This is a genomic window from Saccharothrix variisporea (genome assembly GCF_003634995.1).
Taxonomy (GTDB): domain Bacteria; phylum Actinomycetota; class Actinomycetes; order Mycobacteriales; family Pseudonocardiaceae; genus Actinosynnema; species Actinosynnema variisporeum.
Genome location: NZ_RBXR01000001.1, coordinates 9,317,249 through 9,335,963, shown reverse-complemented (window position 1 = coordinate 9,335,963; position 18,715 = coordinate 9,317,249). Strand labels below are relative to the sequence as shown.

The window sequence follows — 18,715 nt, the reverse complement described above, 5'->3', positions numbered from 1 at the left end:
GCGCGATCGTAGGAGCGCGCCGGAGGGCGGTTCCAGCCAATATCAGGCGTGGGTGTCGTAGGCGGCCATCATCGCCATGTCCTCGTGCTCCAGGGCGTGGCAGTGCAGCAGGAACCGTCCGACGTGGTCGGTGAAGCGGACGGCCAGCTCCACGTGGTCGGCCGGGCCGAGGGCCACGGTGTCCTTGCGCCCGACGTCGGTGGGGCCGAGGCCGCCGCGTCGGGACAGCACGTGGACGGGGTCGAGGTGGACGTGCACGGGGTGGTGCAGGTCGGTGCTGATCCGCCAGACCTCCAGCTCCCCCAGGCGGATGGTGGCGTCGGCGCGGTGCGGGTCGAACGGGCGGCCGTTGACCAGCCACGCGTGGCCGTGGCCGTGGTGGCCCCGGCTGAAGCGCCAGTCGCGGGTGCGGACCGCGGTCGCCGGGTCCGGCCGGTCGTACCGGGTCAGCACGGCCGGCACCGCGCTGTCGTCGCGGACCCGCCGGGTGACGCGGAAGCGCAGGACCAGCGCGGTGGACCCGGTGCCGAGTCCGTTGCGGACGGTGACCTCCGCGCCGGGGGCCAGGCCGGAGAAGTCCACCACGACGTCGAACCGCTCGCCGGGCGCGATCGGCAGCTCGGCGTGGGTGACCGGGCGTTCCAGCAGGCCGCCGTCCGAGCCGATCTGGGTGAAGGGCAGGCCCGTGAGGAGGTAGTGGCGGGCGTTGGAGGCGTTGAGCAGGCGCAGGCGGTAGCGGGCCGCGTCGACCTCCATGACGGGCCACGGCTTGCCGTTGACCAGGACCACGTCCCCGAGCACGCCCGCCCTGTACTCGCCGGTGAGGCCGTCGCCGCGCGCGGGGTAGAGCAGGGAGCCGTCCTCCGCGAAGGCGCGGTCGGTGACCATCAGCGGGACGTCCCGGTCGCCGCGGGGCAGCGGCAGCGCGTCCTCCTCGTCGTCGTGGACCAGGTGGAACCCGGCGAGGCCGCGGTAGACCTGCGGTGCCGTGAAGTCCATGCGGTGGTCGTGGTACCAGAGGGTGGCCGCCGGCTGGTCGCACGGGTAGACGTAGTCCCGCGTGGCGCGGGCGGCCTCGGTCGGGAAACCGTCGCTGGAGGCGGGCGTGTGACCGCCGTGCAGGTGCACGACGGTCGGGACGTCCAGCTCGTGGCGGTGGGTGACCGTGGTCGTGCGGCCCCGGCGGCTGGTCACGGTCGGGCCGGGGAACGTGCCGTCGTAGGTCAGCACGGGCGTGCGCAGGCCGGGCAGGATCTCCACCACCGCGTGCCGCTGGACGACCTCGTAGTGGTCCGGTCCGACCAGCCTGGCCGGCGGCGGCACCGTCAGGGCGGTGGTGAACGGCTCGGGCAGCCGCACCCGGCTGCGCACCAGCTGCGCGGTCTGGCCGGCGGGCAGCAGCGCCGCCCCGAAGCTCGACGCCCCCAGCGCGGAGATCCCGAGCGCGCCGAGGAAACCCCGTCGGGTGAGCGTCATCGCGGCCGTCCCGCGTCCGCGCGGAACACCCACACCGTGAACAGCACCTGGGAGACGACGACCGTCACACCCAGCGGGACGTGCAGCGACACCACGCCTTCGATGCCCAACGTCATCTGGGCCATCTCGGCGAGGAAGATCCCGAGCGCCGCCCACAACGCCCACCGCCTGCCCCTGCCGCGCCACACGAACACCAGCGCGGTGATGAGCTGGGTGAGCGAGAGGACGCTGATCGTGTCGCCGGTGCGGCCGTGGAAGAACAACGCGTCCACCGTGCCGGACAGGTAGAGCCCGGCCAGCGCCGGCTGCGCGACCACGCACAGCCCGTGCACCGCGGCGACGATCCGCAAGGTGCGCAACGTGGTGCGCGGTCCGGTCCGGACGACCGGCTCGACCTCGGTGATCATCTTTCCTCCTCCGCCAACCACAACGGCCACACGCCGAACCCGAGGAACCCGACCCCACCGACCAGACCGCCCAACCCGAAGCCGATCCGCTGGGCCGTCGACCCCCACGGCAGCAGCAGAGAAGCGAGCACGACGACCAGGCCGGCGAAGTAGGCCAGCGACACCGCGGTGCCCACCCGAGCGGCCCGCCGCGGCAACCGCGCCCGCCTGCTCACCAGCAGCACCCACCCGATCACCAGCGCGATCCCGACCGTCACGGGCACGACCTGCACTTCGAACGACAACACGCCCGCGACCAGCAGCACCTGCAACAGCACCACCGCGACCATGGCCGGCACGCCCAGCAGGGCGCCGCGCCGCAGCCGCACGGCCGGCGGGACCAAGGCGGCGAACTGCACCACGACCAGCACGTCGTTGGTCGGCCCGAGCCACCCCGTCCCGTGCACACCGGGCCGCCACGGCTGGTCGACCGCGAAGAACAAGACCAGCGACACGTCAGCAGCCAACCCAGCCACCCCGGCAACCACCGCCCACCCCCGCACCCCACCCAGCCTCCGACCCCACCGAATGGCCGGCACCCGCCCCACGCCCGCCGGCACCCGCCGCTGCCCCGCCGCCTGCTCGGTGTCCTTACCCGCACCTGCGCTCATGATCGGGCCTCCTTCCCTTCCACCCGCCATGCTCGATCGCCGCCACCGCCGCCGGAACGCGGTTCGACCGCACTCCCGACATGGAGGACAACCGCGGGTCGGGGGCGGGGCGGTCCCCGTGGCGGGGTCGATCGGCCGGGCACACAATGCGGTCGTGCCCTCGCCGCCCCGCCTCGCGTGGTCCGTGGCCACCGCCCTCGGCGGTGCCGGGCTGGCGGTCGCGGTGGCCACCAGGGTCGTGGCCGCCGCCGGGGAGCACGGGGTGGTCGGCGGGCTGACGTGGGTGGCGCTGGGTATCGGGCCGCTGTTCGGCGTGGCGGTGTGGCTGGCGCACCGGCGTCCCGAGCACCCGCAGGCCCGCCGGATGCTGCTGATGAGCACGGCCCTGGCGGTCAACGCCGGGCTGGAGGTGCCGATCCGGCAGGCGCTGGCGGCCCACGGGCCCGGTCGGTGGTTCTGGGCGGTCAACCTGCTCTACCAGTACACCGGGCTGGTCAGCCTGGTCGCGGCCGTGCTGCTGCTGGCCTCCTTCCCGGACGGGGTGGTCGAGCGGCCGTGGCAGGCTCGCGTGCTGCGGCTGGTGTGGTGGCACCTGGCCCTGCCGCCGCTGCTGCTGCTCACCCGGCACGACCTGGTGGTCGACCCCTACCTGCTCGACCCGCCCCCGGTGGTGCCCAGCCCGTTCACCGTGTCGTGGCTGGTGCCGCTGGGTGGGCCGCTGGAGAGCGTCTACCTGAGCTACTACGGCGCGTTGGCGCTGGTCAGCGTGCTGTTCGTGCGGTACGTGCAGGCCGAGCCGGCCCAGCGCGCCAGGATGCGGCTGCTGCTGGTGACCACGATCGGGCTGGTCGTGGCGTTCGGGCTGTCGGTGGCCGTCGAGGACCGCTTCCCCGTCCCGCCGTGGTGGGTCCAGGCCATCCGGGCCGCGTCGGTGGTGTTCCTGCTGATGGTGCCGGTGAGCGTGGTCGTCGGGATCGTGCGGCACCGGCTGTACGACATCGACCTGGTGGTGCGGCGCTCGGTGGCGTTCGGGCTGCTGTCGCTGGCCATCGCCGCCCTCTACTTCGGGCTCAGCGCCGCGCCCGGCCTCGCGCTCGGGGACCAGGTGCCGGTGGAGCTGGCGGTGGTGCTGACCATCGGCGCGGCGGCGGCGTTCCAGCCGGTGCGCCGGTGGTTGGAGCGGCTGGCCGACCGGCTGGTCTTCGGCGAGCGGGTCACCCGCTACGAGCTGGTGACCCGGTTCGGCGCGGCCCTGGAGCAGACGGTCGAGCTGGGCGAGTTGTTGCCGCGCCTGGCGGAGACCGTCCACACCGGACTCGGTGCGGAGTGGGTGCGGGTGGAGCTGCCCAGCGCGCACGCCGTCGCCGGTGAGCCGTCGGGGCGGGCGGACCTGGTGGTGCCGCTGGAGCGCGCCGGTGAGCAGATCGGCCGGATCGAGTGCGGGCCCAAGCGCGGCGGCTACCAGCCCGCCGACCGCGAACTCCTCGCGACCCTGACCGCCCAGGCCGCGACCGCCATCGCCAACGTCCAGCTCACCGCCCGGCTCGCCGAGCAGGTGGACGAACTGGCGCTGTCACGCGCCCGGATCATCGCCGCCGGGGACCAGGAGCGCCGGCGGATCGAGCGGGACATCCACGACGGCGCCCAGCAGCAGATCGTCGCCCTGATCATGAAGATGCGGTTGGCGCGCAACCAGCTCGGACGGGGCGAGCGCACCGCCGACGACGTGCTGGAGGAACTGCGCGCCGACACCCGTGAACTGCTCACCGACCTGCGCGAACTGGCCCACGGCATCCACCCGCCGGTGCTGGGCGACCGCGGCCTGGTGGCGGCCGTGGAGGCGCGGGCGGACCGGTTGCCGCTGGCGGTGACCGTGCGGGCCGCGCCGGGCCTGCGCGAACGCCGCCTGGGCCCGGACGTCGAGGGCGCGGCGTACTTCGTGGTGTGCGAGGCGCTGACCAACGTGGTCAAGCACTCGGCGGCATCGGCGGCATCGGTCAATCTGTCCACTGTGGACGACTACCTGGAGGTCGAGGTTCGCGACGCCGGCGTCGGCCTCGACGGTGGCGGCGGCCAGGGTCTGACCAACCTCCGCGACCGCGTCGAGTCGCTGGGCGGTCGGCTGAGCGTGTCCGGCGCGGCGGGCACGGGCACGACGGTCCGCGCCGAACTGCCCGTGGGTGCCGGCCGTGGGTGACCGGCTGCGCGTGGTGATCGCCGAGGACAACTACCTCGTGCGCGAGGGCACCCGCCGCCTGCTGGAGGACTCCGGCGAGGTGGAGGTGCTCGCGGCCGTGGGCGACGCGACCGACCTGCGCGACGCCGTGCGCCGACTCAAGCCCGACGCGGTGCTCACCGACATCAGAATGCCACCCGGCCACCACATGGAGGGCATCGAGGCCGCACACGCGATCCGCGCCGAACACCCCGGCATCGGCGTCGCGGTGCTCTCCCAGCACACCGACGAGAGCTACGCGTTCGCCCTGCTGCGCAACGGCACCGCGGGCCTGGCCTACCTGCTCAAGGACCGCCTGGGTGACCTGGAGGACTTGGTCCGGGCCCTGCGCGAGGTAGCCCGCGGCGGTTCGGTGATCGACCCGGCGGTGGTGGAGGCCCTGGTGGGCCGCCGCACCCGCACAACCGACTCGACCCTGGCAGCCTTGACCACGCGGGAACTGGACGTCCTGCGCGAGATGGCCCAGGGCAAGACGAACACCGGCATCGAACAGGCCCTGCACCTGTCGTCGTCCACGGTGGAAAAGCACGTCAACGCGATCTTCGGCAAACTCGGCCTGGCCGACGAACCCGTCCACCGCCGCGTGGCCGCTGTACTGGCATTCCTACGCCTACCAAACGACCGCTAGCACAACGTCCCGCGCGAAGCCGGCGAGTCGGCAGTCCACCGGAGAGGACACAACTCAACTTGGGCTTCTTGCTTTTGTCATCTCCGTATGGCCTGCCCGAAGGGCTACCGCATTTTCCAGGGGTCGCAGCCGAAAGTTTTGCGAGGAACGAGCAAAAGTTTTAGCGGCGACCCCTGGAAAATGTGGTAGGCTCCGCCAGGCCATGCGGAGATGACAAAAGCAAGAAGCCCCCGCCGTTGCAGTTGGGTCATCTTTGGCGGCCTGCCCGCCGGCGAGGCGCTTTTGATCTTTGAACCAGAACGCTACGCTCGCAGGATCATTGAACCGGAACGCTACGCTCGCAGGATCACAAGAACGGCGCGGCACGCGGGCAGCCTCCTTCACCGAGCCGATTCACCGGCATGAGCGGCCAGGACGGCGCGCATGAGGCGGCGGGCGCGGGGTGCGGCACCCTCGTCGTCGAGGAGCTGGATCTCCTGGTTCGCGGTCATCGCCAGCCCACTCAGCAGTGACACCACGTCATAGGGATCGGCGCCCGGATCAAGGTCCCCAGCAGCCTGCGCCGCAACCACCTGATCGGCCAGGAAGCGCCGCCAGCGGACGACCGTGTCGCGCAGCCGACTGCGCAGCTCGCCCGGCTGCCCGTCGAGCTCGCACGACGCGGCGGTGACGAAGCAGCCGTTGGGGAACGGGCTGTCCACCATGTAGTCGCACCAAGCGTCGATCACCGCGTGCAGGGCCGGCAGCCCCGGCGGCGCGGCGCGGCCCGGTGCGACGACCGCCTCGGCGAACAGTTCGGCCGCCCGGTCCAGCGCGGCCAGTTGCAGAGCGGCCCGAGTGCCGAAGGGGCCGACGACGCCGGCCTTGCTCATCTCCAGCTCGTCCGCGAGCGCGCCGATGGTCAGCCCGGTCAGGCCCAGGGTGGACGCCCGGCTGACGGCGACTCCGACGATGCGGTCCCGGGTGCGCCGGGCTTCCTCGGCCGATTTCCTCATGACCCCGACCTTACCGAACGATCGTCTGCTAAGTTGGCGAACGATCGTACGGTAAGTGACCGGAGGGGAACGACATGCGCATCCGTTGGCTGGGCTGGGCCGGGGTGGAACTCGAAGCACAAGGCGAGACCCTGGTGATCGACCTGCTCGGGCGACCCGAGGGCGTCCTGGAAGGCACACCGCTGGAGGACGTGCCGCTGCCGGACGTCGTGCCACCGCACTCGCGGGGACACGTGCTCGCCGGGCTGTGCACCCACCTCCACCGCGACCACACCGACGCCGGAGCCCTGGCCGCCGCGCTCGCGCCCGGTGGCCGGGTCCTGCACCCGGCGTCCTTCGGCGGGGACGACCACGAGAACCTGTGGACGCTCAAGGCCGAAGCCGAACTGACCGCGCACGACCTCCCCCGCCAGGCCATGGGCTACTGGGAGACCACGAAGATCGGGCCTTTCACCATCGCGGCCGTCCCGGCGGTCGACACCCTCGGCGACCCCCAGGTGTCCTGGGCCGTCGAAGCCGACGGCAAGCGCGTGATCCACCTCGGCGACACGATGTACCACGGCTACTGGTGGCGCGCGGCCCACCGGTTCGGTCCCTTCGACGCCGTCCTCACCCCGATCAACGGGCCGACCGTGTGCTTCCCGCACTGCCAGCCGCCCAGCCCGTACCCGGCCTCGCTGGACGCCCGGCACGCCGCCGTCGCCGCCCGCCTGCTCGGGACGAAGGTGGCGATCCCCATGCACTACAACGGGTTCCACTCGGACGGCTTCTACACCACCCAGCCGCACGAACTCGCCCGTTTCCTCGACGCCACCGACGGTGAGCTCTACGACGTCCTCACGCCCGATCTGGGCGAGCAAGTGACCATCTGAGGCGAGCAAGTGATCATTTGAGGCGAGCAAGCGTCCATCCGAAAGGCACAACCGTGTACGCCAAGCAGTACGAGATCACCCTCCCCGCGGACTACGACATGGGGATCATCCGCGACCGCGTCGCCCGCGGCGGCCACGTCCTCGACGACCGCGCGGGGCTGGGCCTCAAGGCCTACGTCATCCGCGAGCGCGGCGTGGACGACTCGCCGGTCAACCAGTACGCCCCGTTCTACCTGTGGCACGGCACCGGCGAGATGGCCCGCTTCCTGGTGGGCGGCGGTGGGTTCCAGAACATCGTCCGGGACTTCGGCCGCCCCACCGTGCACCACTGGACCGGGATCGCCTGCCACGCCGGCCCCGCCCGTTCGGCACGCCCGCTGGCCGCGTCCCGCCGGCTGACCCCCGTGCCCGTGGACGCCGACCCGGACCGCACCGGCCTGGGTCTGTCCGAGCTGGTCGAGCGGGAGGTCGAGGACCTGCGCGAACTCGCCCGCCGCGACGGCGTGCACACCGCCGCACTCGCCGTGGACCCGCACCACTGGCAGCTGCTGCGGTTCGTGCTGTGGGCGGAGTCCTCGGCGGCGGACGAACAGGCGACCGAGCGCTACCGGGTGCTGCACCTGTCCGCGCCCGGCCTGGCCGAGCTGCCGGAGGGAAGCGCCTGGTGACCGCGTCTCAGGTGTCGTACTCGCCGCTGTCCCACGGCTCGGTGAAGGCCATGTAGTTGCCCGGGTGCAGCTCCACCCACCACTGTTCGTCCTCCTCGTCGAGCCGGGCGAGGAGGCCGAACGTGGTGCCGAACCGCTCGACGGCGAACGGCGCGACCTCGATCCGGCCGTACGTCACCTCGCCGAGTTCCCGCAGCCTGGCGTCGTAGCGCTCGCGGCGGAGGGCGTCGTCCATCGTGGCGCGCGGGCCGAGCTCGTCGATCCGGGCCTCCAGGAACCGGCCGGCGGCGTCGAACAGGAACAGGGCCACGAACTCGTTGCCCGGGTCGTCGTCGCCGGCCGGTTCGAACGGCGTGGTGAGGAAGAACTGTCGGCCGTCAGCCGTGCGGCCCACGTGTTCGGCGTGGTAGTCGTCGTGGTCGATGGCGACGAGGTCGGGTGCGCCCATGCCGGCAGACGGTAGCCGAGGCCCGCTTGGGATGATGCCTGCCGCCGACCCGAGCCCCTGTGGAGAGCGCCTGATGACCGATTCCCCGCACGTCGAGGCAGTGGTGGTCGTGGACGACGGCACCCCGATCGCCTACCACCGCTGGGAGCCCGACCCCGGCGTCGAGGCGCACCCCGTCCCGGTCGTGCTCCAGCACGGGTTCGGCGCGCACGGCCTGCTCGACTGGGTCGCGCCCGGCACGGTCGCCGCGCTCACCGCCGCCGGCCGGTCCGTCGTCGCCGTGGACGCGCGCGGGCACGGCCGGTCCGGCAAGTCCGCGGACCCCGCCCGGTACGGCGAGCAGCGGATGGCGCTGGACCTGCGCGCGGTGGTCGCCGCGTTGGACGTGCCGGCCGTGGACCTGGTCGGGTACTCGATGGGTGCGATCATCGCGCTGCTCACCGCCGCCCGGGAGCCTCTCGTCCGGCGGTTGGTCGTCGGCGGTGTCGGGGCCGGGGTGGTCGAGGTCGGCGGTGTCGACACCCGCGCCCTGGGGAACGAGGCGCTGGCCGAGGCCCTGCTCGCCGAGGACCCGCGCGACCTGCCGCCGGGGATCGCGGAGATGCGCGCGTTCGCCGAGACGGCCGGGGCGGACCTGCCGTCGTTGGCGGCGCACGCCCGGTCCGTGCACCGGGACGGCGTGGACCTGGCCGCGATCAAGGCCCCGACCCTCGTCCTCGCCGGCGCGGACGACCCGCTCGCGGTGCGTCCCCAGGTACTGGCGGAGGCGATCCCGGGCGCCAGCCTGCGGGTAGTGCCGGGGACCCACGACGTCGTGGGGACCAGCGCGGAGTTCCGGTCCGCGCTCGTGGACTTCCTGCGGGACTGAACGGGCGCTTGATCACCGCTCGGCGGTCGCGCCACAGTGGCACCCATGACCATGCCGCTGCCCGACGACCACCCGCTGGCACCGCCGCCGCACGAGCAGTCGTGGGTACGCGTCGCCCAGGACCTCGCCGCCGGTTTCGCCACCAAGACCGACGAGTACGACCGGACCGCGGAGTTACCGGTCGAGAACTTGCGCGCCCTGCACGCGAGCGGTCTGGACCAGGCGACCCTGCCACGGGAGTTCGGCGGCCAGTCGCTGAGCTACCGCACGGTCGGAGCGGTCCTGCGCGTCCTCAGCGCGGCCGACCCGTCCACCGCCTGCGTGTGGTTGATGCACATCGGCGCGGCCGAGGGCCTGGTGCAGCACTCCACCCCCGACGTGGCCCGGTACTACGCCGACGAGCTGATCGCGGGACGCCGTTTCGCCAACGCCCTGTCCGAACCGACCGGCGGCAACCAGTTCCTCACACCGCAACAGGTGGCCGAGCCCGTCGACGGGGGCTACCGGCTCACCGGCGCCAAGCGCTTCGTGTCCGGCTGCGAGATCGCCGACCACTTCCTGATCAACGCGCTGGTGGACGGTGAACCCACCCTCTTCGGCCTGGAACCCGACCACACCGTGACCTTCCAGCCCCAGGACACCCTCGGCCTGCGCGCCACCCGCAGCCACCTGATCACCCTGGACCACACGGTCCTCCGCACCGACCGCCGCTGCCCACCGGCGGAGCATCCCAAGCCCAACCACATCGCGGGCGGCCTGGCCTACCTCTCCCTGGGCATCGCCGACACGGCCCTGAACACCCTGATCGACTACGCCCGCACCCGAACCCTACCCACCACCGGCAACCCGCTCGCGGCCGAACAACACCTCCAGTTCGAGGTCGCCGACGCCGTCCTGCGGTTGGAAGCCGCCGCCTTGACGGCCCACCACACCGCGTGGCTGGCCGACCAGAACTCCCCGCAGTTCCTCCCGTCCGCGGTACGCGCGAAACCCACCGCCAACCGCGCGGCCCGCGACATCGCCCAACTGTGCCTCCAAGTGGGCGGCGGTTCGGGCTTCGTCAGCACGTCACCGATCCAACGCATCTTCCGAGACGCCCAAACCGGCTGGCTGATGGCCCACTCGGTCGAGTTCTGCCTGAACCACATCGGCACCACGACCCTGCTGCCCCCACCGCCGGCGTCGTCCGACTAGCCCAGGTGGTCACTCCCTCACGAAACGTTCCCGGAACCTCTCGGCGAAGGTCCGGTACGAGTCCGCGTACGGGGTGTCGGCACCACTCACCCTCGCCAACTCCCCCTCGACCATCTCCCACGCCCGCGACACATCACCGTTCATCGCCAGCACCATCGGCAGCTTCTTCATCCGCTCGTGCTCCATCAGGAACCCCGACGCTTCGAGCTCTCGGGAAAGGGTCTCCCATTCGGCGTACTTCTCGATGAAGGGCACACCGTGTTCCGCGACCGCGGCGGCGAGCGACTCCGCGACCTGCTCGACGTCGACACCTTCGACGAACCTCCACGACCGAAAGGTGTTCTCCGGCATCAGGTAGCCGAGCGGCCTCGAGATCAACGGAAACCGGCCGCGGGGGACGTCGTCCCGCAATGCGCTGCTGAGTTCGTCGAAGTGGTCGAAGCACACGCCGATCACCGGGTTGACGCCCATCACCCTCGGCAGACCCTGCGTGGCCGTGTTCAGCCCGACCCAGCCACTCGACCCGGAACCGACCGGCCGGAGCAGGATCTGTGACCGCTTCTCGAAGCCGAGCCCGCGCAAAGCCCGCTCGCAGGCGATCATCACGTCCTTCTTCTTCACCACGTGCTTCCCTCCTCGCCGACCAGTGCCCCGCTCACGGCGCTCGTCGGCGATTGCGCCTGCCGGGTGAGGGCGTGGCTCGATCAGGTGAGCGATCTTGCTGCACCCCGCGCCGGTACCGACACTCGGGTCCCATGACCACCAGCGAGAACGACCTGCTGCTCGGCAAGATCAGCCGCGGCTTCGACCAGCTCGACGCCGACGGTGACGGGCTGCTCGGCGAGCAGGACCACGTCCTCATGGGCAAGCGGGTCGCCGCCGGGCTCGGGTACGTGCCCGGGTCGCCCGAAGAGCAGCGGATCGTGGACATGTACGTGCGGGTGTGGCGGGACGTGCACCTGCCGCACCTCCCGGCCGGGACCGACGCCATCGGCCGGGACGACTTCATCACCTCCACCCGCGGCCTCGCCGACGACCCGGACGCCGCCGACGCCACCCTGGGCGCCCTGGCGCGGGAGTTCCTCAAGATCGCCGACATCGACGCCGACGGGCGGGTCACGCCGGCCGAGTTCCTGACCTTCCAGCGCGGCCACTTCCCCGGTCTGCCCGAGCAGGACGCCGAGGTCGCCTTCGCCCACCTCGACACCGACGGCGACGGCTACCTGTCCCCCGACGAGTTCGTCCGGGCCACCATCGAGTACTGGACGAGCACCGACCCGGACGCTCCCGGCAACTGGTGGATCGGGAGCTCGGCCCGCTGACCGCCCCGCCGAGCCCGCTGTTCGACCCGCCGAGCCCGCCGATCGCCGAGCCCGCTGACAGCCCCGCCGACCCGCCAGCCGACCCGCCGACCCGACCGCGTAGTCGGCCCCGCCGACCCGCCGACCCGCCGGTCACCCGATGGTCACCACCCGGGCCCACTCGGGCGGCGCGTCCGGCCGGTAGTCGGGGTCGTCCTCGTCCACCACCCGCGGTCGGGGGAACAAGCCCACGACGGTCCGGTGGGGCGGTCGGGTGGTGGGCCACGGGGTCTGGCCGTCGGTCAGCGCGACCACGACGTCGGGCCGGGTCCGCAGCGCCCGCGCGAAGCCGCTGCGCAGGTCGGTCCCGCCGCCGCCCACCAGCGTGATCCCCTCGGCCCGGCACATCGACTCCGTCACGCGCGTGTCGCACGACAGCACCGACACCAGGTCGCGCCGACCGCCCACGGCCCGCACGATCCCGGCGACCTCGACCAGCGCGCTGCCCAGCTCGGCGTCACTCACCGACCCCGAAGTGTCGACCACCACGCACACGCGCGGCGGACGGCGGCGCAGGCTCGGCAGGACCACGCCGGGCAGGGCGGTCGACCGGCGAGCGGGGCGGCCGTAGGTGTAGTCCTCGCCCGCGCCCGACGCGGACACCGCCGACCGGATCGCCGCACCCAGCAGGTCGCGCCACGGCTGCGGCGGGTGGAAGACCCTTTCCGCCCACCGCAACCACCCCCTCGGGACGCTGCCGGGCCGGCCGGCGATGCCCTGGGCGACCCGGAACCGGACGGCGTCGCGTTCCTGCTCGCTCAACCCGTGCGCACCGCCCGGCCCCAGCTCCCACTCCCGGTCCAAGCCGTCCGCGCCGCTGCCGCAGTCCAGCCAGGCGAAGTCGTCGGTGTGCGGCCCGAGCCGGAACCACCGCAGGTACTCCTCCATCAAGTGCCCGTCGGGCAGCGTCAGCAGCGACGGCACGGCGGCACCCTCCGGTCGCACCAAACCGTCGCCGTACACGTCGTCGTTGATCTCGAAGTCCGCGGCGATGTTCATCCGCAACCGCTCCCCCGGCCCGGTCAGCTCGTGCTCGGCGGCGAACCGGTCGCTGCGCCCGTGGTGGTCGCGCAACAGGTGGGACACCTCGTGCACCCACACCCCTGCCAGTTCCTCGACGGGTGTGCGGTCCACGAACGCCGGCGACACGTAGCAACGCCAGTGCCGGTCCACCCCCATCGTCGGCACGCGCCACGACTCCACCACCTGCAGGGCGAACAACGCCGTCGCCAGGTAAGGCCGGCTCCGGACCGCGTGCAACCGCGCGGCGTAGAGCTTCTCCGCATCCAGCGTGATCACCGGCGGCCACCACTGCGCGCCTCCACCCGATCCGCCGCCCGGTCCGCCAGGCGCGACACCGACACGGCGTCCGACAGCCGGTCGATCGCCGCCGGCACCTCCCAGTCGTCCCGTCGCAACACGGCGAGCGTGGCCGCCGGGACCACCACGAGATCCGGAGCTCCGGTGTCCAGCGCCAGCACCAACAACGCCCACGCCGCGTCCCAACGCGACCGCTCGGGACGCCGCCGCACCGCCTCCACCACACCGTCGAGCACCGTCTGACGCAGGTCGCCCCGCTCGGGCAGCACGGCCGCCGCCGGATCGGCCAGCAGCACCTCGGGATCGGGCAGGTCCATCCGGTCCAACCACGCCAACAACTCCAGCCCCGGCCCGTCCCCCACGACACCCCGCACGAGCATCGACAACACCTCCCGCGACACCCCGGCAGCGGTGGCGAAGGCGACCAGCCGCAGCGCCATCTCCCAACTGCGCGGCGACGGCCACGGACCACCGCGTCGGGCTTCGTTGGTCGGCAGTTGGTGCACCAGCGCGGGACGAGCCGCCAACAGCTCGCACACCGCCCGCCGCGCGAACGCCACGGCATCGGACAACAGGCCCGGGTCCAGTAGCGGCAATGTCGCCCGCGGCCACGTCCCGCCCAGCCCGCGCACGACGACGTCGTGGTCGTGGGCCCACTGGAGGTGCACGAACCGGTTGGCCAGCGGCGGGCTGAGCTCCCACCCGTCCGCGGCGGAGGAACGGGGGTTGGCGGCGGCCACGATCCGGACCCCCGGCGGGAGCGTCAGCGCCCCGATCCGGCGCTCCAACACGACCCGCAGCAGCGCGGCCTGGACGGCGGGAGGTGCGGTGGACAGCTCGTCCAGGAACAACAACCCCCGCCCGGCGCGGACCAAGCGCACCGCCCAGTCCGGCGGGGCCATCGGCACGCCCTGCACCGCCGGGTCGTCGCCGACCACCGGCAGGCCGGCGAAGTCGGAGGGCTCGTGCACGCTGGCGATCACGGTGGTCAACGGCAGGTCGAGGGCGTCGGCGAGCTGGGTGAGGGCCGCGGTCTTGCCGATCCCCGGCTCGCCCCACAGCAGCACCGGCAGATCGGCGGACACGGCCAACGTCAAGGCTTCCAACTGGTTGTCGGCGCGCGGCTCGGTGGTCGTGTCGGAGAGCAGGGCGAGGAGGTCGGCGGCCACGTCAAGGGCAGCAGGCATCGTCATGTCACCTTGGGGGGAAGAAGAAGTCAGCGGAAAGTGGTGATCCCGGCCCGGTACAGCGAATGGGCCAGGCGGGCGCGAACGTCCACAAGGGACTCGGGTTGGCGGAGCACGTCGACAACCCGCAGGCACGGCAAGGCAGGACCGCCCAACGCGGTCAGCAGCTCCTCGCGGCGGATCTCGTCGGGGTCGTGGTCCAGCGCGACCGGGACACCGTCGACCACACCGATCCGGTGTGTCGCGCCACGGCATTGGACCAGGCGCGCACTCGGTGCGGTGTCGGGACTTCGCGCCGCCGGCTGGTGGTCGGGCACGAGCGCCGAGGCCACCAGTGGGTGGAGACGGTCGGCGTCGATCAGCCCGGCACGCAACAACTCCAGGTCGGGCAGCACCCATGTCGCCGCGTCGGGCAGCACGGGCCCCGCACGTCCTCTCGACGTGGCGACCATCGACGACCCGTCGAACGCCAGCCAGCGCTGGGTGTTGAGCCGAACGGACACAATGCGGTCCGCACACCCGTCCGCGCGCAGCAACAACGCGGCCTCCGCCGCCCACCGGTCCACGGCGAGGCCGTGCTCCTCCGCGTCCAACTCGGCGGCGAGCCGTGCGGCGCCAGGGTCGCCGGTGGTTCGTTCTCGCAGCTCAGCGGCCTTGCGGACGTCCCAGAGGTGGCGGTGGAGGTCGAGGCGGAAGCGTCGGTCGGGGTGGGGGTGCCGATGCCCGCCCACGCCGTCCCGGGGTCTCGCCGGGTCCCACAGCGCGAGACTGATCCGCTGGCCCGCACTCGCCCAGGCCGGCGGCGTGCGCGCCACGAGGTGCAGCCTGCCGTACCGGGCAAGGGAAACGGTGACCGCGGGCCGCACCAGACCGTCCGGGCCGATGCGCGGGAAGTGCCAACGCAGCAGGTCGGGAGCCAGGTGCCGGAGGTCGTCGCGCAGCTCTCTCGCGAACTGCGTGCCGTGGAGGCGGTGGATCGTCCGCAGGTCGAGGTCAGCGTCGACGTGGGCGGCGGCACAGGCCCCGGCCCAGTCGCCCACCACGCGGCGAGCGGTCGCTGACTCGATCATCGGCGGCGGCACGGCGGACTCGCGCACGCTCGCCCAGAAGGACAGGCGGTGGTTCTCATTCGCGGTCGAGTGCGTCATCAGCACTCACCTTGCGCGAACGAAACCCCCGATCCGTACGAGTAGGTGATCATCGCCAGCGAGCGTACCACGGTGCCCGGACGATGTCCCGCACGGCGGACTGCCCGGACGGGCGCGCGGGTGTGCCCTTCCGGGCGGCCGGGTGGCAGTGGTCTCCGGGCCGTGCGCGGGTTCATGGTGGACGTCGGGGGTGTGGTCGTGTGGAGGAACGCGAGGGACGACCGGTGGCGTGATCGGGTCCGGTCGCCGGGGTACGACGGGGGCGTCCCGTTGCGGAGTCGGATCGGGAACCGGGCGTTCACGATCGCCGTGCAGCGCGGCCTGATCGGGGACTCGTACCGGTTCCAGGTGAAACGGGCGAGGTTCCTGGCGCTCCTCGCCGGCACGCCCGAGGGGCGGCACGCGCTCCAGGTGCGCGACGACCACGGCATCACGCTGTCCTGGGTGGACGGTGGCGCGGCCTCCTACGACGGCGAGTCCCGCTGCACCCTCAACCTGAACATGGACGCGGGCCGGTTGGCCGGCTACTTCGTCCACGAGATGCACCACGTGGAACGCAAGAAGTCCGGCGCCTCCCCCGACGCCGACGCCTCGCCCGACGAGAAGCAGTACGTCGACCGCATGGTGGGCGAGGAGATCGAGGGAACCGTGCTGGGCTTCCAGAGCCGCATCGGCCAACCCGGCCCGCTGATGCCCGGCGAGGAGTTCTACCGGATCGCCCACCGCGACGCCCGCGACCAGGCGTTACGAGCCGGCGCGGACGCCACGGCGGCGGAAGGGGCGGGACGAGCGGCCGGGCGGCGCGCGGTCGAGCAGCTCATCCGCCCTTCCGACGGGTCGTGGCCCCGGATCGCGCCGAACACGTTCGAGTCCTACGAGATGTACTACCACCGGGTCTGGCGCAAGTCGCACCAAGTCCGCCGCTGACGGGCCGCCGAACGGGTCACGTTGCCGGCGGCTGTTCGACCAGGTCCGCGACCTGGTCGTCGAAGCGCGGGTCGAGGTAGTAACCGCTGTGGCCGCGCATGGCGGACCGCGGTGTCACGGCCTCGTCGCCGCCGACGGTCACCGGGTCCACGAACCGGATGTCGTGCGCGCCCTTCGCGAGCAGCGTCCAGGTGGAGATGGTGGGGTGCGGTTCGGCCCCTGAAGCGGGCCAGGTCAGCACCGGGCCGCCGAGCGGGTCCGTCCACCGGTGGATGTTGCGCCACCGCCCTCGCAGCTCGGCGTACATCTCCTTCATCTCCGCGTACCCCATGTACGTGGGGAAGAGCCGGGCGAACGCCCATTGCAACTGGGACCCGTACGTCACCAGGCGCACCTTCGAACGGCGGTCCGGGCCGATCAGCCGGACCACGGCGGTGCACACGACACTCCCCTGGCTGTGCCCGGACAAGACGACGACCTCCACCTTGTCCTTGCTCACCAGGTGCTCGACCCGCCGCTTCAGCAGAAGTGCCGTCCGACCGCCGTAAGGAGGCGGGCAGATGGGGTGGGCCAGCCGCGGCCAAAACGCGATCAGGTCCCAGACGACACCGACCGCCGTCCGCATCTTCTGCCCTTGCCAGGACCGCAGACCGATGAACAGGAGGCCCGCCAGCGTCGCGGACGCCACCCAGGCGCCGAGTTGACCGAACGTCGAAAACGCCCCGTCCAGCCAGAACGGCGGTCGGCTACGCCACTTCGGGAACATCCGGATCAGCACGATGACGCCGTTCACCGCCACGAGCGCGCCACCGAGCAGCGCGAGCATGCCCAAACCCCAGTGGTAGCGGTACTTCAGCAGCGCCCACCGCCACCTGTTGACGACCTTGCCAGTGGTCCGCGCTGAAGGCGCGCTGCCCGGGTAGTCCCCTTCCACCTCCTCAGGGAGCTTGTCGCGGCGCCACTTGACCCTCTGCCACGCCAGCAGGCCGCCCAGCCCCAGCACCAGGGCGACCAGGAGGGCACCCCACAGCAGCGCCGCGGTCCAGTAGCTCGTGCTCAGCTCGATCGTGGCCTCGGCGCACCGGCACGAGACCACCTCGGCGGGCGCTTCACCGTCGACCACGGGCTTGCCGATGAAGTTGGCGGTCCAGAAGGCCAAACCACCGCTGAACCCGGTCGCCAACGTCGTCCCGACCACTGCGATGACAACGGCCGCGTACCCCCGGAACATCGGCCGGAACGGTGCGGGCGGTGTGAAGAACGCCTTGCCGGTCTTGGAGCGCTTGAGGCTCCAGCAGCACACCACCAAGACCACCAGTGACCCCAACGCCGCTACCGCGAGGAAGTTGGTCGCCACCTCGAAGCCCAACCGCCGGTCCCCTGCGGGCGGGACCTTCCACAACAGAACCACCGTGGCACCGACCGCGATGACGGCGTAGACAACACATGCCCACCTCAGCCGCCGCAACGGTTCCGGCACCCGCAGCGGGTCGTTGACGTCTCCCACGTACTCGGAGTCCGGTCCGATCACGACCACCACGGCCAGTACCAGCAGCAACAGGACACCCGGCACGGCCAACAGCGCGGACAGGACGCGGTCCAACGCACCGGCGGCGAGGATGCCCGTCAGCACGCACGAGGCCGCCACGTGCATCGCCCGCAGCACAGGAGCCTTCGGTGAGCTGTGCCAGAAGGCGGGGTCGCCGAAGTCGCCTGTCGGGCGCTGCCACGGCCCGTCCTCACCGGGCGGGTCGTGCAGGAAGCTCATCCGCCCGAACCACCAGAGCATGACGATCAGCAGCCCCAACGGCACAACCCCCAGGAGCACAGGGAGTCCGGCACCCCTGCCGTCGAGGAACGCCAGCCACCGGTTGTCCCGGACGCACGCCTCCTTGCCCAGGCACTGGTTGACGACGACCTCCAGTGACACGTAGGCCACCGTGGCGGTCAGCATCAAGGTCAGCACGAGCCCCAACAACCGCAGGACGCCATCCGCGACCGTCCCGGCACGGGACATGTTCCCCGCGCGCGGGAGCAGCAGGGTGTACCGCGCGAGGTTGACCAGCGCGAACGGCACCATCACCAGCCACAGGGCCCGGCTGGGCGACCCGGACGTGAACCTGCCCCAGTGCAGTGCCTCGACCGTGCGCGGACGCCGGCCCGAAGCGACCACCTCGCTCCTGCGCCGGAAGAACCGGGCCTCGTCGTCACCGGCGACCTGGGGGTCGAGCGGCTCCTCGCCCAGCACCTTCTCGGGCGGCGTGCCGGACACACCGTGGACCCTGATCTCGACCACCTGGTCACCGCGGTACATCGCGCCACCTGCCGGA

Annotated in this window: 18 protein-coding genes; 8 read left to right on the top strand and 10 right to left on the bottom strand. The window is 72.1% G+C overall.

What is annotated here, in order from left to right:
• Window positions 1–42 precede the first annotated feature (42 nt).
• The 3 genes from DFJ66_RS41750 to DFJ66_RS45250 are packed head-to-tail and all read right to left on the bottom strand — an operon-like array spanning window position 43 to window position 2,533.
• A complete protein-coding gene (locus tag DFJ66_RS41750; protein ID WP_121230335.1) occupies window positions 43–1,476 on the bottom strand; it encodes a multicopper oxidase family protein in 1,434 nt (477 codons plus the stop codon).
• On the bottom strand, window positions 1,473–1,883 hold the full coding sequence (locus DFJ66_RS41745; protein WP_121230333.1) for a hypothetical protein: 411 nt from the start codon (window positions 1,881–1,883) through the stop codon (window positions 1,473–1,475). The genes DFJ66_RS41750 and DFJ66_RS41745 overlap by 4 nt, the downstream gene beginning before the upstream one ends.
• Entirely contained in the window at window positions 1,880–2,533 is a 654-nt protein-coding gene (locus tag DFJ66_RS45250; protein WP_147459547.1) for a hypothetical protein, read from the bottom strand. Before DFJ66_RS45250 ends, DFJ66_RS41745 begins: the two co-directional genes overlap by 4 nt.
• Before the next feature lie 154 nt (window positions 2,534–2,687).
• Between DFJ66_RS45250 and DFJ66_RS41735 the strand changes: the two genes are divergently transcribed.
• A complete protein-coding gene (locus DFJ66_RS41735) occupies window positions 2,688–4,730 on the top strand; it encodes a sensor histidine kinase (RefSeq protein WP_147459546.1) in 2,043 nt (680 codons plus the stop codon).
• Window positions 4,723–5,397: a response regulator transcription factor gene (locus tag DFJ66_RS41730; RefSeq protein ID WP_121232506.1), complete on the top strand. Its 675-nt coding sequence runs from the start codon at window positions 4,723–4,725 to the stop codon at window positions 5,395–5,397. Before DFJ66_RS41735 ends, DFJ66_RS41730 begins: the two co-directional genes overlap by 8 nt.
• Before the next feature lie 380 nt (window positions 5,398–5,777).
• Here DFJ66_RS41730 and DFJ66_RS41725 read toward each other — a convergent pair whose 3' ends face one another.
• On the bottom strand, window positions 5,778–6,392 hold the full coding sequence (locus tag DFJ66_RS41725; RefSeq protein WP_121230327.1) for a TetR/AcrR family transcriptional regulator: 615 nt from the start codon (window positions 6,390–6,392) through the stop codon (window positions 5,778–5,780).
• Window positions 6,393–6,466: 74 nt separating this feature from the next.
• Here DFJ66_RS41725 and DFJ66_RS41720 point away from each other — a divergent pair, with 74 nt between their 5' ends.
• Both DFJ66_RS41720 and DFJ66_RS41715 read left to right on the top strand, forming a co-directional pair.
• Entirely contained in the window at window positions 6,467–7,264 is a 798-nt protein-coding gene (locus DFJ66_RS41720) for an MBL fold metallo-hydrolase (protein ID WP_121230325.1), read from the top strand.
• A gap of 53 nt (window positions 7,265–7,317) precedes the next feature.
• Window positions 7,318–7,932, top strand: coding sequence for a DUF4865 family protein (locus DFJ66_RS41715; protein WP_121230322.1), 615 nt, complete (start codon window positions 7,318–7,320; stop codon window positions 7,930–7,932).
• A gap of 7 nt (window positions 7,933–7,939) precedes the next feature.
• On the opposite strand, the gene DFJ66_RS41710 is transcribed toward DFJ66_RS41715, so the two are convergent.
• Window positions 7,940–8,380 carry a hypothetical protein gene (locus DFJ66_RS41710; protein WP_121230320.1) on the bottom strand — a complete coding sequence of 147 codons (441 nt, stop codon included), beginning with the start codon at window positions 8,378–8,380 and terminating at the stop codon, window positions 7,940–7,942.
• A gap of 73 nt (window positions 8,381–8,453) precedes the next feature.
• On the opposite strand from DFJ66_RS41710, the gene DFJ66_RS41705 reads away from it, so the two are divergent.
• Together DFJ66_RS41705 and DFJ66_RS41700 are read left to right on the top strand one after the other, a co-directional pair.
• Window positions 8,454–9,248, top strand: a complete 795-nt coding sequence (locus DFJ66_RS41705) for an alpha/beta fold hydrolase (RefSeq protein WP_121230318.1) — start codon at window positions 8,454–8,456, stop codon at window positions 9,246–9,248.
• A 45-nt stretch (window positions 9,249–9,293) separates the two neighbouring features.
• The gene (locus DFJ66_RS41700; RefSeq protein WP_121230316.1) at window positions 9,294–10,442 is read left to right on the top strand and encodes an acyl-CoA dehydrogenase family protein; all 1,149 of its coding nucleotides are present in this window, start codon (window positions 9,294–9,296) and stop codon (window positions 10,440–10,442) included.
• 9 nt (window positions 10,443–10,451) lie between these two features.
• Here DFJ66_RS41700 and DFJ66_RS41695 read toward each other — a convergent pair whose 3' ends face one another.
• The gene (locus DFJ66_RS41695) at window positions 10,452–11,066 is read right to left on the bottom strand and encodes a hypothetical protein (RefSeq protein WP_121230314.1); all 615 of its coding nucleotides are present in this window, start codon (window positions 11,064–11,066) and stop codon (window positions 10,452–10,454) included.
• Between the two features lie 131 nt (window positions 11,067–11,197).
• On the opposite strand from DFJ66_RS41695, the gene DFJ66_RS41690 reads away from it, so the two are divergent.
• Window positions 11,198–11,764 carry an EF-hand domain-containing protein gene (locus DFJ66_RS41690; RefSeq protein WP_121230312.1) on the top strand — a complete coding sequence of 189 codons (567 nt, stop codon included), beginning with the start codon at window positions 11,198–11,200 and terminating at the stop codon, window positions 11,762–11,764.
• A gap of 132 nt (window positions 11,765–11,896) precedes the next feature.
• Here the strand turns inward: DFJ66_RS41690 and DFJ66_RS41685 are convergent, their stop codons facing one another.
• Genes DFJ66_RS41685 through DFJ66_RS41675 form a run of 3 tightly spaced genes read right to left on the bottom strand, consistent with a single transcriptional unit; the run spans window position 11,897 to window position 15,458 of the window.
• Entirely contained in the window at window positions 11,897–13,102 is a 1,206-nt protein-coding gene (locus DFJ66_RS41685; protein ID WP_121230310.1) for a vWA domain-containing protein, read from the bottom strand.
• On the bottom strand, window positions 13,099–14,310 hold the full coding sequence (locus DFJ66_RS41680; protein ID WP_246030143.1) for an AAA family ATPase: 1,212 nt from the start codon (window positions 14,308–14,310) through the stop codon (window positions 13,099–13,101). Before DFJ66_RS41680 ends, DFJ66_RS41685 begins: the two co-directional genes overlap by 4 nt.
• Before the next feature lie 29 nt (window positions 14,311–14,339).
• Complete coding sequence (locus tag DFJ66_RS41675; RefSeq protein WP_121230306.1) at window positions 14,340–15,458, bottom strand: hypothetical protein; 1,119 nt, start codon at window positions 15,456–15,458, stop codon at window positions 14,340–14,342.
• 162 nt (window positions 15,459–15,620) lie between these two features.
• Here DFJ66_RS41675 and DFJ66_RS41670 point away from each other — a divergent pair, with 162 nt between their 5' ends.
• Window positions 15,621–16,385 carry a hypothetical protein gene (locus tag DFJ66_RS41670; RefSeq protein ID WP_121230304.1) on the top strand — a complete coding sequence of 255 codons (765 nt, stop codon included), beginning with the start codon at window positions 15,621–15,623 and terminating at the stop codon, window positions 16,383–16,385.
• A gap of 16 nt (window positions 16,386–16,401) precedes the next feature.
• On the opposite strand, the gene DFJ66_RS41665 is transcribed toward DFJ66_RS41670, so the two are convergent.
• The gene (locus DFJ66_RS41665; protein WP_121230302.1) at window positions 16,402–18,699 is read right to left on the bottom strand and encodes a hypothetical protein; all 2,298 of its coding nucleotides are present in this window, start codon (window positions 18,697–18,699) and stop codon (window positions 16,402–16,404) included.
• Between the last annotated feature and the right edge of the window lie 16 nt (window positions 18,700–18,715).

Excerpts from the sequence above, each read along its gene's own strand:
- DFJ66_RS41750 (WP_121230335.1), bottom strand. The coding sequence starts at position 1,476 with ATGACGCTCACCCGACGGGGTTTCCTCGGCGCGCTCGGGATCTCCGCG.
- DFJ66_RS41745 (WP_121230333.1), bottom strand. The coding sequence starts at position 1,883 with ATGATCACCGAGGTCGAGCCGGTCGTCCGGACCGGACCGCGCACCACG.
- DFJ66_RS45250 (WP_147459547.1), bottom strand. The coding sequence starts at position 2,533 with ATGAGCGCAGGTGCGGGTAAGGACACCGAGCAGGCGGCGGGGCAGCGG.
- DFJ66_RS41725 (WP_121230327.1), bottom strand. The coding sequence starts at position 6,392 with ATGAGGAAATCGGCCGAGGAAGCCCGGCGCACCCGGGACCGCATCGTC.
- DFJ66_RS41720 (WP_121230325.1), top strand. The coding sequence starts at position 6,467 with ATGCGCATCCGTTGGCTGGGCTGGGCCGGGGTGGAACTCGAAGCACAA.
- DFJ66_RS41710 (WP_121230320.1), bottom strand. The coding sequence starts at position 8,380 with ATGGGCGCACCCGACCTCGTCGCCATCGACCACGACGACTACCACGCC.
- DFJ66_RS41705 (WP_121230318.1), top strand. The coding sequence starts at position 8,454 with ATGACCGATTCCCCGCACGTCGAGGCAGTGGTGGTCGTGGACGACGGC.
- DFJ66_RS41700 (WP_121230316.1), top strand. The coding sequence starts at position 9,294 with ATGACCATGCCGCTGCCCGACGACCACCCGCTGGCACCGCCGCCGCAC.
- DFJ66_RS41690 (WP_121230312.1), top strand. The coding sequence starts at position 11,198 with ATGACCACCAGCGAGAACGACCTGCTGCTCGGCAAGATCAGCCGCGGC.
- DFJ66_RS41680 (WP_246030143.1), bottom strand. The coding sequence starts at position 14,310 with ATGCCTGCTGCCCTTGACGTGGCCGCCGACCTCCTCGCCCTGCTCTCC.
- DFJ66_RS41675 (WP_121230306.1), bottom strand. The coding sequence starts at position 15,458 with ATGACGCACTCGACCGCGAATGAGAACCACCGCCTGTCCTTCTGGGCG.
- DFJ66_RS41665 (WP_121230302.1), bottom strand. The coding sequence starts at position 18,699 with ATGTACCGCGGTGACCAGGTGGTCGAGATCAGGGTCCACGGTGTGTCC.